Here is a 16250-nt window from a genome sequence, read left to right as displayed (position 1 = left end):
CTATGCTGTTCTATCTTCCAATTAATCGAAGCATGGATTAAAAATATCTTTAATTTGATTTTTTAAATTTTGAAGGCGTTACTCCAAACTGCTCTTTGAAACATTTTCTGAAATATTTCAAATCATTAAATCCTACAGCATAACCTATCGATCCAATATTATCCTGCTTTTTAAGAATCATCTGTGCGGCACGTTTTAATCGAATAGAACGTATGAACTCGGTGGTATCCTGATCGGTAAGCGACTTGATTTTTCTATACAAAGTAGATGGGCTTGTAGCCATTTTTTCTGCGAGAAAATCACGATTTAAATCATCATTCATCAAATTCTCCTCAACTACCTTCATAGCGCTATTTATAAACGCTTCATCAAAACTGGTAATATCGGTATCTGTTGGTTGAAGGGTAACTTTTTTTGAAAAGTAGTTTTTAAGTTTTTCACGGTTATTTAGTAAACCTTCAGCCTGGGCCTTTAAAACCGTTGGATTAAAGGGTTTTGTAACGTAAATATCTGCACCCGAACTGTATCCTTGCTCCTGGAAAACCGTTTTGGTTCGAGCGGTCAGCATAATAATGGGTATGTGCAATGTTTCCTTTGTATCCCTCAACTTTTTGCAGAGCTCCAAGCCATCCATTTCAGGCATGATCAAATCACTAATTACAAGATCAGGAAGGTGTTTTTGGGCTTTTTCGAAACCTATTCTTCCGTTTGGTGACTCAAAAATTTGATAGTTGGAATTAAAAACTGATTTAATAAAGGCCCTGATTTCAGGATTATCCTCAACAATTAATAATTTCTTTTTAAAGGTATCTGCTTGGATTTCCGATTCATCGTCTTGTTCCAAAACGCGTTCTACTTTATAGTGCACCGGATCTTCGGCTGTTTTAAAGTCGGTTATGAAGTCTTTTTCAGTAAAATGAGCTTCTTCTAAAGGGAGTTTCACAATAAATTTACTTCCTTTATTTAACTCGCTTTTCACCTTAATTTTACCCTTATGAAGGTCTACTATACTTTTAACTAATGCCAAACCGATACCTGTACCTATAAGATTTGAGGTTTTGGTATTTGCAGTTTGGTAAAACCGATCGAAAATGAGCTTGAGGTTTTCCTTAGATATACCCGGGCCATTATCTTGAACGACTATTTCACAATAGCCCTGTGGAAATTTAGGATTGCGTTTTTTAGACTTTATATTTTGAATGCTGAGGGTAATATTTCCATTTTTTGGGGTGTATTTAAAAGCATTCGATAGCAAATTACATAGCACAATTTCCATCATATTCCGATCGTATGTTAAAGGTATTTCGGAAGCTTTGACATCGAATTTAAAATTGATCTTTTTACTGTCGGCCAGTTCTTTGAAGGATAAATAAATTTCCTTGGCAAATTTTTTGAAATTACCCTTAGCAACCTGAAGTTTCATTTTTCCGCTATCGATCTTTCTAAAATCCAGAAGCTGATTTACTAAATTAAGAAGGCGTTGTGTATGGTAATAAATTGTAGAAAGGTGCCCCTTTTTTTGTTTAGGATCGGCAGTGTCATCCATTAAAACTTCTAAAGGTCCTGAAATTAATGATAATGGGGTTCTAAACTCATGGGCAATATCAGTAAAAAAACGGGTTTTCATTTCAATGAGTTCCTCTTCTTTTTTACGTTCTAATCTAGATAATGCTAATTTATTTTTTAGGTCGCTTTGTTTGGTAATAATGTAGCGATATAAATAAAGCAGTCCGATAAAGATAAAAATGTAAATTAAAAGGGCCTGCCAGGTTTTCCAGAATACCGGTAGAATCTTTATTCTTAAAAATGCTGGTTTCGACTCTAACCCCGCTTCCAGGTTTGTAGCTTTTACTTTGAAGGTATAATTTCCGGCAGAAAGATTGGAATAGGTTATATTTTTTTCAGTTGAAGTTGTGTTCCAGTCCTTGTCCAATCCTTCTAATTTATATTTATAGGTATATCCTAAATTGGATAAAAAATCGAGTGCCGTATACTCAATAGTGAAGGAGTTGTTGCTGTTTTTCAGAGTAATATCCGGACTGTACTCAATAGCTTTGTCTAAGATCTTTTGATTGTTATAAATTTCTCCGGGAATAATCTCCTGACCGGCAACCCGTAAGGCAGATAGCACAACTGGAGGCACATTCAGACTTTTAATAGTTTTGGGTTTGAAGTAATTGATCCCGTAAATACTACCAAAAAATAATTTTCCCTGATGCCCTTTAATAGCCGCACCTTCCATGAATGTGTTGGAAAGTAAACCTGAATTTATATCAAAGTTGTAAAATGAATTATCTTTTTTATTGAATTTCACTAAACCTTTATTGGTACTAACCCAAATGTTATTCTGATCATCTTCTAAAATGGCATGAATATAACTGTTCGATAATCCGTCTTTTTCCTGAAATGATTTAAAGGCGAATTCACCTTCTTTTGATTCCACCACCTGATTTAGACCATTAGGTGTTCCCACCCAAATGGTACCATCAGCATCCTCGTGAATACTAATGACGATATCGCTACTTAAGCTATTAGGGTTACCTTGAACCTTTGTGAAAACTTTGAATTTATCAGCTTTTTTATCGTAAAGTTTTAGACCTTGATAGGTGCCAACCCAAATTCTTCCTTTAGAATCTTCAAGAAATTTGCTAATACGGTCATTAACCAAATAGCTTTTAAAAGTTTGTGTTTCGGGATTACCGTGATTTACCGATTTTCGTAAACCACGTTGTTGCGTGCCAATCCAAAATGTGCCATCTCTACTCTGAAATAAGCTTGTAATTTTTATTAAGTAATCAGAATTACCCGAGTCATCTCTTATCAGAACAGGTTCAACAGAGTAGCCGGAATTCGATTTTTCCACTTTAAATAAGCTGCTGTTATTAGCAAACCAAAGGTTGTTATTGCGATCTTCATAAATGGTACGAATACCATCTTTCATGGCACTTGACCTCCGTGGTGTGACATTCGGAATGGGAATCTTAAAAAAAGTTTTATAGTTCTCGGTGTAGTACAGGTTCTCATTTCCTTTAATTCCTACCCATAATTGGTTATCCTGATCTTCTGCTATGGCCCAAATAGGTTCATTTGGTAAATTGCTGTCTTCTGTGTCTTCAAAATCGTTTTTGGTTTTATCTAATTTACACAAACCTCCTCCATTGGTACCAAACCACAGAATTCCTAAATTGTCTTGAAAAACACATAAAACATCCTGGTATAATTCTTTTCCTCCTTTATTGTTTTTGGTGTAGAGGTTTAAATATGAAAATGTTTTAGACCTGGTATCGAAATAATGTACTCCATTTCCCCAGGTTCCAATCAGGATATTATGCTTATCATCTTCGCACAAAAAATAGGCATTAGCTAGATTTTTATCACCATTTCCATTGTATTGTGTAAAGGTTTCAGTTTTCGGGTTGAATTCCAAAAGGCCTTCCCGCCAGGTCCCGATATAACCTAGACCGGTAGTTTCAGATTGTAAAACGGAAGTGAATTCTATAGGAGTGTCTCGAAGTGCTACACGCTTAACCCGGTTGCCATTTTTGTCAAAAATTAATAGATCATAATCGGTAGCTAACCACATATTACCTTCGGTGGTCCTGTAGATATCGTTGATCTTATTTAAATTCCCCGCTTTTCTTACGGATTTTGTTTTAGGGTTGTAAATGAATAATCCATTTTGCCAGGTTCCTAACCATAACTCGTGCTCACTACTTTCCGCAATTGAGATGATTCGTTTATCATCAAGTTTAATGGCTGGATTATTGGATTTTATTTGTTCAAACTGATTAAGCTCAGGATGGTAAGCACTCAAACCATTCGATTTGGTTCCTATCCAAATCACACCATGGCTATCTTCAAATAGCGTTTCAATAGAATTATTAATAAGGCTATTGGTGTTGCCAATTTCGTTGTGAAATACTTTTATATTATTTCCATCGTAACGATTCAGACCACCTCGTGTAGCTATCCAAATAAAACCTTTTTTATCTTTTAAGATAGAGGTAACCTCATTTTGTGAAAGACCAATATCTGAGTTTATATATTCAATTTTTTGAATATTATCGAAGTCCTGAGCCTTTAAGTTGAAGCAATTAAGGGCAGCAAGCAGAAAAATATTGAGAGCTATTTTACTGAATTTTATCATCTAACACTTCTAAACAGGGTTTTCTAAAAATCCAATGGAGAATAGAAAATTTGGGTCCTTTTAAATTAAAACCTATGCTGAAAGATATGAATTTTTAAATTCATCGGATACTTTTTTTGACCAATAGATGAATTTTTTAGACATGAAATAATTTTTATTTCACATGGGCATATCAAAAATTTAAAAAGGTTTAATTATGAACGAATAAGCACATTTTTCAGGATCTATTTGATATTCTTTGTTGGCAAGGGCTGCTTTACTCCAACTGTCGTCTCCACCTACACCACGCTGCATATAATCAATAGATAACCAGATCTTATCCTTAGGTTTGATATCAATGCTATGACGTTGGGCTTTGGTATTACCTGGATCAAAATCTGATATAGGGTTGTTATGAACAGAGAATGAAAATACACCTGCTGCATCAAAAGTAACCCCATGGTGGTCTTGATCTTCAAGTGTTACAAACCTGTTATCTGTGCGGTAACCATTTTCTTGAGGTCGGATGTAGGGTACATAAAAATCTGCCACCTTTCTTTGATATTGTCCAATGAGAGCCGCTGTTTTTCGGTCGTTATAATTTTCAAAAGGGCCTCTTCCATAATAATTTACCTCATTAAAATCTTTCTTCAAAACAAACTCCATCCCATAACGAGGCATCAATTTTAAGGCGTCAGGATCTTCAGGGGTTAATTTGCAATCTACTTTCAAATTTCCGTCTTTTAGAACGGTATAGGTTACACGATTCTTTGCCTTTAATAACGGATAGTAAAAATCATAAATGAGAACAGGATCATTATCTTCTGTTTTATCCTTTTTCATCGATACTAAATTATACTTGGTATCGGCATCACGCCAATTGAAATAAGCTGCATCCTGGGCTCTGTTTATTTTAAAAGCGCCAAAATCATTATCGGTTGGAGCTCGCCAAAAACTCATTTTAACAGGTGCTTCCAAGATCGATTTTCCTTGAAATAAAATATCTCTAAGCCCTAAATCATCACGGTTAAAAATATAAGTGTTCGCACCGGCAGTGATCGTATATTGATCTTTTTTCTTCGAAACATCAATATGAAGATCCAGATCCTTAACCGGTTGTTCCTGTGGTTTTTGAATTAAAAATTGATCATAAGCCAAAATCGTATTTTCCGGAATGATGTTGTTTTTAGCAATGGAAACCGCATAAAAATTAATAAAGTATTCTTTGTTTGGATCTTTATTAAAGTCGAATGATACTTTAATTTTTTCTGTATGTAACGGTTCAATAGGATAAATTACCAGATCTTTAGATGTAATAGTTTTTCCATTTTCAACCAGATCTGCTTTAAATTTTAAGTATTCGGTGTTTCTAAAAAAGTTTTCGTTGTAAACTTCATAAGTGTTTTCATCTATTTGAGAGAACCATACATTTTGATAAACTTTTTTGACTTCATGCAATCCCGGGTGCGGTACTCTGTTGGAACCCATTAAACCATTAGCACAGAAATTATTGTCGTTGTAAACACCTTCAGGTTCGAAATCGCCTCCATAAGCATAATAGATTTCTCCGGTATCCGTTTTTTTCTGTAAACCTTGATCGATCCAGTCCCAAATGAAACCACCCTGAGCATGCGGTTGTTTCCGTATCCAATTCCAATAATCGATAAAGTTACCTGTACTATTTCCCATGGCGTGAGCATATTCGCACCAAATAAAGGGACGCTGTTCTGCCAATGGTTTTTTATTCTCTTTTTGGAAAAATTGAGTCTCAACCTTATTTTGATCGAAATACATCCAACTAATTATATCTGTGAGCTTTTCTTGATATGTTGCTCCGGGATGCTCGGAACGCTCATAATGAACCGGTCTGGACGGATCGTAAGATTTTAACCAAAGATAAGGTTTGCGAAAGTTAGGACCTGCACCGGCCTCATTACCCATAGACCAGATAATCACTGAAGGATGATTGTAATCTCTTTTCACCATCCTTTTAATCCGATCCAAATGCATTTTTTCAAACTGTGGATCTTGAGCTAAGGTTACACCGTCGTCATAACCATAACCATGAGATTCAATATTAGCTTCATCCAAAACATAAATGCCATATTGGTCACACAATTCATACCAATAAGGATCGTTTGGATAGTGCGACGTTCTCACGGCATTAATATTATTTTCTTTGAATGCTTTAATATCTTCAAGCATGTCTTCTTTACTTAAGGTATGGCCCGTAACCGGATCGTGTTCCACACGGTCTACGCCTTTGATCAAAATAGGTTTTCCATTTATCAGGAATTGCCCATTCTTAACCTCAGACGTTCTAAATCCAATTTTTAGTGCTGTAGCATCCAGTTGGATCCCTTTTTTATCCTTTAAAGCAATTTGTAAATTGTAGCGTTTAGGAATTTCCGCCGACCAGGGCGTAATGTTCAACTTACTTTTTCCGATGGAGATCGTGTCGCCGGTATTTTTTGCAAGTTTGAATTTTTCACTGGTTTTGTAAATCAAACTATCGCCATCCAATAACGAGACCTCTAATTCCAGATTTTGAAGTTTACTGCTTTCATTTTCCGTAATCAAGTTTACCGTGAGATCCCCGGTTTTGTATTCGGCCTTATCCAGGGAAGCATTCACCAGAATATCCTTAAAGCGTATTTTATTGGTGGCATATATAAAAACATCACGCTCAATACCACTTAAACGCCAAAAGTCCTGATCTTCCAGATAGCTTCCAACATTCCAGCGAAATACCTGAACCGAGATCGTATTATCACCAACTTTAATCGCATTTGAAATATCAAAACCGGCACCTGTTTTTGAACCCTGGCTGTAGCCTATTTTTTCACCGTTTACCCAAACGTAAAAAGCGGAGTTTACACCGTTAAAATGAAGAAAAACAGATTTGTCTTTCCATGTATCCGGAATCATAAAATGCCGTTGGTAACTGCCAACCGGATTAAAATCATCAGCGATACAAGGTGCATTTTTCGGGAATGGATATTCAATATTGGTGTAAATTGGATAGCCGTAACCGTGCATTTGCCAATCTGAAGGGACAGGAATACTATCCCATGAGGAACAATCAAAATCGTTTTGATAAAAATCCTTGGGACGTTCTGCAGTATTTTTTGTCCACATGAATTTCCAAATACCGTTTAAACTTTGGTAGTTTGATAAATTACCATGATCCGTGCTAAAAGGAGCCTCATTTAAATGTATAAAATTCGTGTGTGGCTCTACCGTATTTATGGATAGAGTATCGGGGTTTTCCCAGTCCGGTAGATCTTGAGAAAATACCAGTGCAGTAGAAAACAATAGTGCTATTAATAATGGGCGTTTCATGCTATTAATTTTGGTTTAATTCTATGGCGCCTAAATCAGGGAGATTTTTTATAGGCCGGCCTAAAATATCATTTTTTACTTGTAATCCATATATAATTCCAATAGAATCCTGAGGTAATTTTTCTATTTGAATACCTTTATTTTGAATTAAATCTATGTTATTTGGAATATAATACTCTGGTAATAAACCACCTGGCTTGCTAAACTGTGCGTTTCCATAATACGGATGAGTATCTTGTAGTTTTAAATTTTTTGGCCAACTTTTATCGGTGAAAAACAAGTTGTTTTTAAAAATAACATCCTCTGCCAGCCAGGCACCTTCAGTTTCAGGATTATACTGATCGCCTTTAACAAGTTTTGAAGAACCCTCAATTTGAAAAATATTGTTGGCAATCAAAATACCTTTTGCCAATCGATCGATCGCTATTTTAGCGGTAAGTGAATCCTTAACATAAATCGTATTGTTGTAAAAATAACTGTTAAAGGGGCCACGACGTTTTTTACCACTGTAACCACTAAGCCAAAACACCTTGCCTTCCTGAAAGGCACCATTTTCGCCTTTAATACGGTAGCCGTCATTTACACTAATATTATACCGATAGGCGCAGTTGTAATTATTACCAAGAATTTCACAAAATCCTCCGGCATTATGAGCACTAAAATTGTATTGTAAAATAACATTATTGCAATTAAAATCAATATGTGCACCGGCCGAATCCCCGGGACCATTGGCATTTGTAAATCGGTTTTTTTCAATGAGAATGTCTCGCGAACCCCAGGTCCATAAGCCACTACCGCGACCCCATTTTCTGGAATCGTTCGCACTGCCTGAATGATCAACACTGTTATTAAAAATGTGTCCGTTTTTTACGCCAGACATTTGGATTCCCGGGCCACCGGTATTCGTAACTTGGCTATTTGAAATTTCAAAAGTGTCTATCCCATAAGTATCAGTATGATCCCGGGAAGTTAGTTTTATCCCGGTATGAGAAACATTATCAACAACAGCATTCTGAATACGAATATTCTTTATGAATCCGGTTTGTGTTTGATTTATAATACGAATACCCCAACCGTAATTCTGAGTACCATTCGCTGATTTAACTTCATTTTTTGGGCGTGTAAATCCTTCCTTTTCATAAAAAACATCTTTTATCTTGATATTTTTTAGTGAAATATTTTGATAAACGTCGTTTTTGGTAATTTGAACAAGGATGCCACAGCGCATGGTGCGTTCCTCTGTTTTATTCTGATCTTCTTTCGCTTTCGCGGAAATATTTAGATTTTGTAGCGATAGATTTTGACAATTCTTAATAAGCACGCCGTTCAAAGCGCCTTCAACTTTAATGTGTGCGAGTGTGTCTTTTGACTTACCGTAAGTACTGATTAAAACAGGTTCGGTTTCGGATCCCTTAACTTCTCTAAGTTCTAATGGCTCTAAAAAGGTTTCACCGGCAGCTAAATATATATGATCTCCCGCCTCCAATTTTAGAGCACTAATTTTTCTAAGAGATTTAAAAGCTGAATTTTCGCTGTCTCCGGAATTCGTATCATTTCCTGAAACAGGATTAAAATAATAGGATTTAGAACTGTTGTTTGAAGTTTCACAACTCCAAAGTAATCCGATGACAATACCAATGATGCCAAAGCTTCTCCAAAAAAAACGATTAGTATTTTTCAACATTTTTAAATCGGTTAGGGTGCGTTTTGTTGTAGTCTTTATTTTGCAATAAACCGTCAAATTGTGGTGGTATATTTTTTTCATTCCAATGCATATAATCAGCTTTCAAATCTTGAATTTTTAAAGGATCAGCCAGAGGTGATTTTTCACTGATATCATCATTAATATTGAATAACCCGGCTTTTCCATTTCGGTCTTTAACGTATTTTGATTCACTGGTTCGTACTGCAAAAGCATCTCTGTCATAATGCCGCCAAAATAAAGCCTGATGGGGGGCTTGATGCAATTTGCCGGTGACATAAGGAATCAGATTTACGCCATTCAATTCGTTTTTTGGTGTTACTTCTGCTTGCGCAGCAACCGTAGCAAAAATATCAAATGAAATTACAGGATCATGAAATTTTTGCTCCTTTGGAATAACGGCCGGCCATTGCATAGCGAAAGGCACCCGAATACCGCCCTCGTACAACCAGCCTTTGCCTTCGCGAAGTGGTCCGTTATTAGCTCCTTTGGATTCGTTCCCGCCATTATCGGATAAAAAGAAAATGATCGTGTTATCTTCGATATTTAAATCTTTCAGCGTATTCAAAATAGTTCCAACACCGTCATCTACGGCACTAACCATAGCTGCGAAGGTTTTGCGTTTTTTATCTTTAATTTCAGGATATCTCGATAAATATTTTTCTGTGGCTTCCAGAGGCGTATGAGGTGCGTTGTAAGCCAAATACAAGAAAAAGGGTTGCTTTGCATTAGCTTTCACAAAATTTACAGCTTCTCTGGAAAAAGCATCAGTAAGATATTCCTGTTCGTCAATGCGGGTATTGTTTTTCAGGATTTTGGTGTTGTAGGCATCGAATTGAGAGCTTACTTCGGAAATATCGTTTTTTGTCCATTCCTCAGGAAAATATTTATGACCACCGCTTAAAAATCCAAAGAATTCATCGAAACCGCGAGCCAGGGGTCGCTGCGTTTTATGAGCACCTAAATGCCATTTTCCAATAGCCATGGTTTTATAGCCAGCGGTATGCAAAGCTTCTGCCATGGTTTGCTCAGATAGAGGTAGACCTTGGGATTCATCTTTAGGCGCAAATAGTGGATTTCTACTAAAACCAAACTGATCCTGATAACGCCCAGTGATCAATCCTGCTCTGCTAGGTCCGCAAACGGCATAACTCACATAGCCATTAGTAAACTGGACTCCATTTTTTGCAATGCGATCGATATGAGGTGTTCTAATATCCAGGCTTCCGTTAAAACCTACGTCGGCATAACCCAAATCGTCGGTCAGAATAATGATAACGTTGGGTTTATTATTGGGTTTCTGATGGGACTGGCAGCCTAAAACAAAAAAGGAAAAACAGCCCATTACTATGCTTGAAAAATGTTTTGAAAAAATATTCATTTATACTTATCGTGATTTCCAAAGATGTTTAAAAAGATTGGTTATTAGGGGTGCTTTTCAGTTCAAAAACAAGGTGTTCTCACGTTACTTATAGTCTTTATCTATGTTACCTGGGTTACAAACAACTAAAAAATATCCCGTAGGTTTGTAATCATTAAAACTATCTTAAAAAGACCTTAAAAAGTCGAATAAAGTGTATTTTTGGCTCATCGTTAAAAAGCAGCAATGAAAAAAATAATTTTATTAGTTCTCATATGCCTTAGTGCTTTAGGGTATTCTCAAATATTAGAGCCCGTAAAATGGCAAACCTCAGTAAACAAACTATCAGATTCTGAATACGAATTAATCAGTACGGCTAAAATTGACCTGGGTTGGCACTTGTATTCGCAAAATGTACCTGATGGCGGCCCCATTCCAACAACGTTTACTTACGAGAATCCTGATAAAAGTTTTGAACTCGTTGACGCGACTTCTGAAGATGAAGGACATACCGTGAACGATCCGGTGTTTCAAATGAAAATAAAATTCTTTGAAGAGGAAGCTGTTTTCAAACAGAAAATTAAGCTTACCGATGATGTTGGTATTATCAAAGGCCATGTGGAATTTATGGTTTGCGATGATAGTCGCTGTTTGCCTCCAACGGTAATCGATCTATTCTTTAACGTAAAACCTACAGAAGCAAATTCTAATTTTGAGGAAGAACCCACAATAACGGGCGATAATGATGCTGTGAATGATCTGCTTTATGGTTTGAACCCGGATAGTGTTACCACGACTTCCAATACCTGTGATACCATTCAAACGAGTCCGACTGATGCAAATACTTCGTTGTGGCGCATTTTCGGATTAGGCTTTTTAGGTGGATTGCTTGCGCTGCTAACGCCATGCGTTTTCCCCATGATCCCGTTAACCGTGAGTTTCTTCACTAAAAAGGGCGATAAGAACAAAGGTTCAGGTATTTCAAAGGCCCTATTGTATGGCTTCTTTATTTTTGCGGTATACATTTTATTAAGTATTCCTTTTCATGTTTTGGATTCGGTAAACCCTGATATTCTAAATGAAATATCTACCAATATTTGGTTGAATATTATCTTCTTCGTGATCTTCGTATTCTTTGCCTTTTCATTCTTTGGTTATTATGAATTGACCTTGCCGGCAAGTTGGACGAATACAACCACGCAGGGCGAAAATGCAGGAGGACTTATTGGAATATTCTTTATGGCGCTAACCTTAGCGATTGTATCATTTTCTTGTACCGGACCAATTTTAGGATCACTTTTAGCCGGATCGCTTTCTGCTGATGGTGGTGCCTGGCAATTGACCGCCGGAATGGCTGGGTTTGGAGTTTCACTCGGATTGCCTTTTGCAATGTTTGCGATGTTCCCGAATATGATGAATGCTTTACCAAAATCAGGTGGCTGGTTAAATACAACCAAAGTATTTTTAGGTTTTTTAGAACTGGCTTTGGCCTTCAAATTTTTATCGAACGCAGATCTGGTTGCACACTGGGGGATCTTAAAAATTGAACCTTTCTTGGTTATCTGGATCATCATTTTTGCCGGTTTGGCTTTATATTTGTTCGGAAAGATCAAATTTCCGCATGACGGGCCTATTAAAAAATTATCGTTCTCAAGGATATCATTAGGTATATTGATAGCTGCTTTTGCCGTGTATTTAATTTCCGGTTTCCGGGTGAATAAAGAAACCAATACGTTTACCTCATTAACGCTTTTAAGCGGATTGGCACCGCCTGTAGGTTATAGTTATATCTTCCCGGAGGAATGCCCAAACAATTTGAACTGCTTTAAAGATCTCAAGAAGGGCATCGCCTATGCGAAAAAAGAGAACAAACCCATCATGCTGGATTTTACAGGATACGCTTGTGTGAACTGCAGAAAGATGGAAGAACACGTGTGGTCTAAGGATAAAATCGACAAAATTATACGAAATGATTATGTGTTGATCTCGCTTTATGTTGATGATAAAAAGGACTTGCCGAAAGATCAACAGGTTGTAGTGAACAAGGTAAATGGCGGAACCAGAGAACTCACCAATTATGGCCATAAATGGGCTAATTTTCAAACCCAGTTCTTTCAAACTAACACCCAACCGTATTATGTATTGTTGAGTAGCGATGGAACAAAAATATTAAATCTGCCGGTTGGTTATACACCGGATGAAGACGATTATGAAGCCTTTTTGAATTGTGGTCTGGAAGCTTTCAAACAATTAGAAAAACCAACATTCCAAATCCCTTAATATGGGTAAACGATCTGTTATAGCGTCTGAAGATTTAGAAATGTATTTTAAACCGTTTCGTGATCAGATTATTGGGATAAACCAAACGTTTGAATCGCCTTATGGTGAACAAAAAATAATTTATGCTGATTGGACGGCTAGCGGACGATTATACGAGCCTATTGAAGAAAAAATCAGTAAAATTATAGGTCCTTATGTAGCGAACACACATACCGAAACTTCGGTAACCGGATCAACCATGACGCGTGCCTATCACGAAGCGCGAAACATTATCAAGCGGCATGTGAATGCTTCAAAAGATGATGTATTGCTGACCGTTGGAACCGGAATGACAGGAGCTATCAATAAATTCCAACGTATTTTAGGTCTTAAAATATCTGAGAATTTAAAGGATCACACGACAGTTCCTAAAGAAAAACGCCCGATTATTTTTGTGTCGCACATGGAGCATCATTCCAACCAAACGTCCTGGTTGGAAACCATTGCCGATGTTGCGGTTATTCCTTCAGGTAATGACGGTCTGCCAAGTTTAAAAAGTCTCGAGGAGCTTTTAGAAAAAAATAGCGATCGGCCTATTAAAATCGCAGCTATTACGGGTTGTTCTAATGTTACCGGAATTCAAACCAATTATCACAACATAGCCCGATTAATGCATCAAAATAATGGTTTATGTTTTGTGGATTTTGCATGTTCAGCACCGTATGTAAATATCGATATGCATCTTGAGCATCCTGATGATTATTTGGATGCCATCACGTTTTCCCCTCATAAATTCTTGGGAGGACCCGGTGCTTCAGGTGTATTGATATTCAACAAAAAATTATATAAGAATCTGGTTCCTGATAATCCCGGTGGTGGAACCGTGCGCTATACAAATCCCTGGGGCGATCATGATTACATTGATGATATAGAAACCCGCGAAGATGGGGGAACTCCGGGCTTTTTACAAGCCATTCGAATCGCCTTGGCTATTCAGTTAAAAGAAACCATGGGCGTTGATAAGATTTTGGCTCGGGAACACGAGTTGAATGAGATTGTTTTTTCAAGATTATCCCAAATAAAAAATCTAACAATTCTCGCTCCGGAGCATACCGAACGCTTAGGTGTTTTTTCTTTTTTTATAGAACATGCACATTATAACCTGGTGGTTAAATTACTGAATGATCGCTTTGGTATACAAACGCGTGGCGGCTGTTCCTGTGCGGGTACTTATGGGCATTATTTGCTCAATGTTGATCAGGCTACCTCAAAATCAATTGAATTGAAAATTTTAGAGGGCTGCTTGATCGAGCGTCCGGGATGGGTGCGAATGTCAATTCATCCAACCATGACAAATGAAGAAGCGCATTTTATTTGTGATGCTATTGAACAAGTTGCTTTGCATCACAAGCAGTGGGCTGAGGATTACGTTTATGATTCCCCAAAAAATGAGTTCATCCATAAATCGGCTCCGGCTACTGAGGAAAAGATTATAAAAAAGTGGTTTGAGGCCTAGAATTTACGGTAAGTTGCTTCATTTTGAATCTTTTATTAAAATACAGTTAAACCTATTTTATACTGTGCTTTAATTTGTTACTTTTACGACCAATTTAAATTAAATTAACACGATGAAATTATTAAAAGTAGTGAGTTTTTTAACGGTGACCCTTGTTTTGTCATCATGTAATAACAGAACAATATCAAATAAACCTTTAAAAACAGAAATTGATTCTGTGAGTTATGCTTTAGGTGCTAATATTGCTAAAGGTATTAAAGCCAATGCTTCCGAATTAGACCACGATTTGGTAATGGAAGGTCTTATGAATGTTTTAGATTCTACCGATCAAAAAATTGCAGCTGATCAGGTACAACCAATCATACAAACCTACTTCCAGAAAAAACAAATGGAAGAACAGGAAAAACAAAGAGAAGAAGCTCAGAAAAAAGCTGAAGAGGAATTTGGAGAAAATAAAGCTGCCGGTGAAAAATTCTTAGAAGAAAATAAAAAGAAAGATGGTGTAAAAGTTACTGCTGATGGATTGCAATATGAAGTGATCAAAGAAGGATCAGGTGATAAACCGAACGCAACATCAACGGTAGAAGTGAATTACAAAGGTATGTTGATCGACGGAACTGTATTTGATAGTTCTTACGAGCGTGGTAAACCATCTCAATTCCGAGTAAATCAAGTGATCAAAGGATGGACCGAAGGTTTACAAATGATGCCTGTTGGTTCTAAATATAAATTCTACATTCCACAGGATTTAGCCTATGGCTTCCAACAAAGAGGACAGGATATTAAGCCTTTCTCTGCTTTGGTTTTCGAGGTTGAATTGCTTGATATCGTTAAGAAGTAATTTTAATTAAACTATACTAAATCAAGAAAACAGGAGGTGAGAGCTTCCTGTTTTTTTATTTTCTGACACAACCTAAAAATATAGGTTGTAACTTTGCACCCTAATCAGATCATTACAGATGAGTCATAAAGCAGGTTTTGTAAATATTATTGGAAATCCTAATGTTGGTAAATCAACCTTAATGAATGCCTTTGTTGGGGAAAAATTATCTATTATTACCTCCAAGGCCCAAACCACAAGACATCGTATTTTGGGTATTGTAAACGGAGATGATTTTCAGGTGATCTTTAGTGATACACCGGGTATTATTAAACCGGCTTACGAATTACAGGAATCCATGATGGATTTTGTGAAATCGGCTTTTGAAGATGCTGATATTTTGGTCTATATGGTAGAGATCGGAGAACAATCGCTAAAAGATGAAGCCTTTTTTAATAAAATAGAACATGCTGAAATTCCGGTGTTATTACTTTTGAACAAAATTGATAGATCCAATCAGGAGCAGCTGGAATCGCAAGTCCAATTATGGAAAGAAAAACTGCCTAAGGTTGAGATCATTCCTATTTCCGCGTTGGAAGGATTTCAGGTAAAACATGTGTTTGATAGAATTCTGGAGTTACTACCGGAATCTCCGCCATTTTATCCTAAAGATCAGCTTACTGATAAACCTGAGCGCTTTTTCATCAATGAAAAGATTCGCGAAAAAATTCTAATGCATTACAAAAAGGAAATTCCGTATGCCGTGGAAGTAGAAACGGAATCTTTTGAGGAATCTGAAGATATTATTAGAATTCGCTCTGTTATTATGGTTGAACGCGACACTCAAAAAGGTATTATTATCGGGCATAAAGGTTCCGCTTTAAAACGGGTTGGCACAGAAGCCCGAAAAGATCTGGAGAAGTTCTTCGATAAAAAAATTCATATAGAACTTTACGTGAAGGTCAATAAGAACTGGCGAAGTAATCAAAATCAGTTGAAACGTTTTGGTTACAATCAGCAGTAAAAACCAAGCCTTTTTCAATTAAAAATAATCTTTCTTAAAAAGGACTGTCTGTCCCTTTATATTTTATATTTTTGCGACAAATTTAAACCCCATATCAAGTC

At 36.7% G+C, this 16250-nt stretch carries 8 protein-coding genes; 4 read left to right on the top strand and 4 right to left on the bottom strand.

The window, feature by feature from the left end:
- Window positions 1–49 precede the first annotated feature (49 nt).
- The 4 genes from ABD682_RS00230 to ABD682_RS00215 form a co-directional block, all read right to left on the bottom strand.
- Window positions 50–4147 carry a hybrid sensor histidine kinase/response regulator transcription factor gene (locus ABD682_RS00230; RefSeq protein ID WP_344737734.1) on the bottom strand — a complete coding sequence of 1366 codons (4098 nt, stop codon included), beginning with the start codon at window positions 4145–4147 and terminating at the stop codon, window positions 50–52.
- Window positions 4148–4327: 180 nt separating this feature from the next.
- Complete coding sequence (locus ABD682_RS00225; protein WP_344737732.1) at window positions 4328–7468, bottom strand: glycoside hydrolase family 2 TIM barrel-domain containing protein; 3141 nt, start codon at window positions 7466–7468, stop codon at window positions 4328–4330.
- Between the two features lie 4 nt (window positions 7469–7472).
- On the bottom strand, window positions 7473–9152 hold the full coding sequence (locus ABD682_RS00220; RefSeq protein ID WP_344737730.1) for a right-handed parallel beta-helix repeat-containing protein: 1680 nt from the start codon (window positions 9150–9152) through the stop codon (window positions 7473–7475).
- Complete coding sequence (locus tag ABD682_RS00215) at window positions 9136–10551, bottom strand: sulfatase-like hydrolase/transferase (protein ID WP_344737728.1); 1416 nt, start codon at window positions 10549–10551, stop codon at window positions 9136–9138. Before ABD682_RS00215 ends, ABD682_RS00220 begins: the two co-directional genes overlap by 17 nt.
- Window positions 10552–10776: 225 nt before the next feature.
- On the opposite strand from ABD682_RS00215, the gene ABD682_RS00210 reads away from it, so the two are divergent.
- The 4 genes from ABD682_RS00210 to era all read left to right on the top strand — a co-directional run bounded on the left by ABD682_RS00210 (window position 10777) and on the right by era (window position 16149).
- On the top strand, window positions 10777–12810 hold the full coding sequence (locus tag ABD682_RS00210; protein WP_344737726.1) for a protein-disulfide reductase DsbD family protein: 2034 nt from the start codon (window positions 10777–10779) through the stop codon (window positions 12808–12810).
- A gap of 1 nt (window position 12811) precedes the next feature.
- Window positions 12812–14305: an aminotransferase class V-fold PLP-dependent enzyme gene (locus ABD682_RS00205; protein WP_344737724.1), complete on the top strand. Its 1494-nt coding sequence runs from the start codon at window positions 12812–12814 to the stop codon at window positions 14303–14305.
- A gap of 112 nt (window positions 14306–14417) precedes the next feature.
- Window positions 14418–15146 (top strand): BamJ family beta-barrel-assembly machinery protein, encoded by a 729-nt coding sequence (bamJ, locus tag ABD682_RS00200; RefSeq protein WP_344737722.1) that lies wholly within the window; start codon window positions 14418–14420, stop codon window positions 15144–15146.
- Between the two features lie 118 nt (window positions 15147–15264).
- Complete coding sequence (gene era / locus ABD682_RS00195; protein ID WP_344737720.1) at window positions 15265–16149, top strand: GTPase Era; 885 nt, start codon at window positions 15265–15267, stop codon at window positions 16147–16149.
- The last annotated feature ends 101 nt before the right edge of the window (window positions 16150–16250 follow it).

It is taken from the genome of Gaetbulibacter aestuarii (genome assembly GCF_039537665.1).
In the GTDB taxonomy this organism is placed as follows: domain Bacteria; phylum Bacteroidota; class Bacteroidia; order Flavobacteriales; family Flavobacteriaceae; genus Gaetbulibacter_A; species Gaetbulibacter_A aestuarii.
Note: the sequence above shows the minus strand (reverse complement) of the source record. Positions and strands in the feature narration are given on the sequence as shown.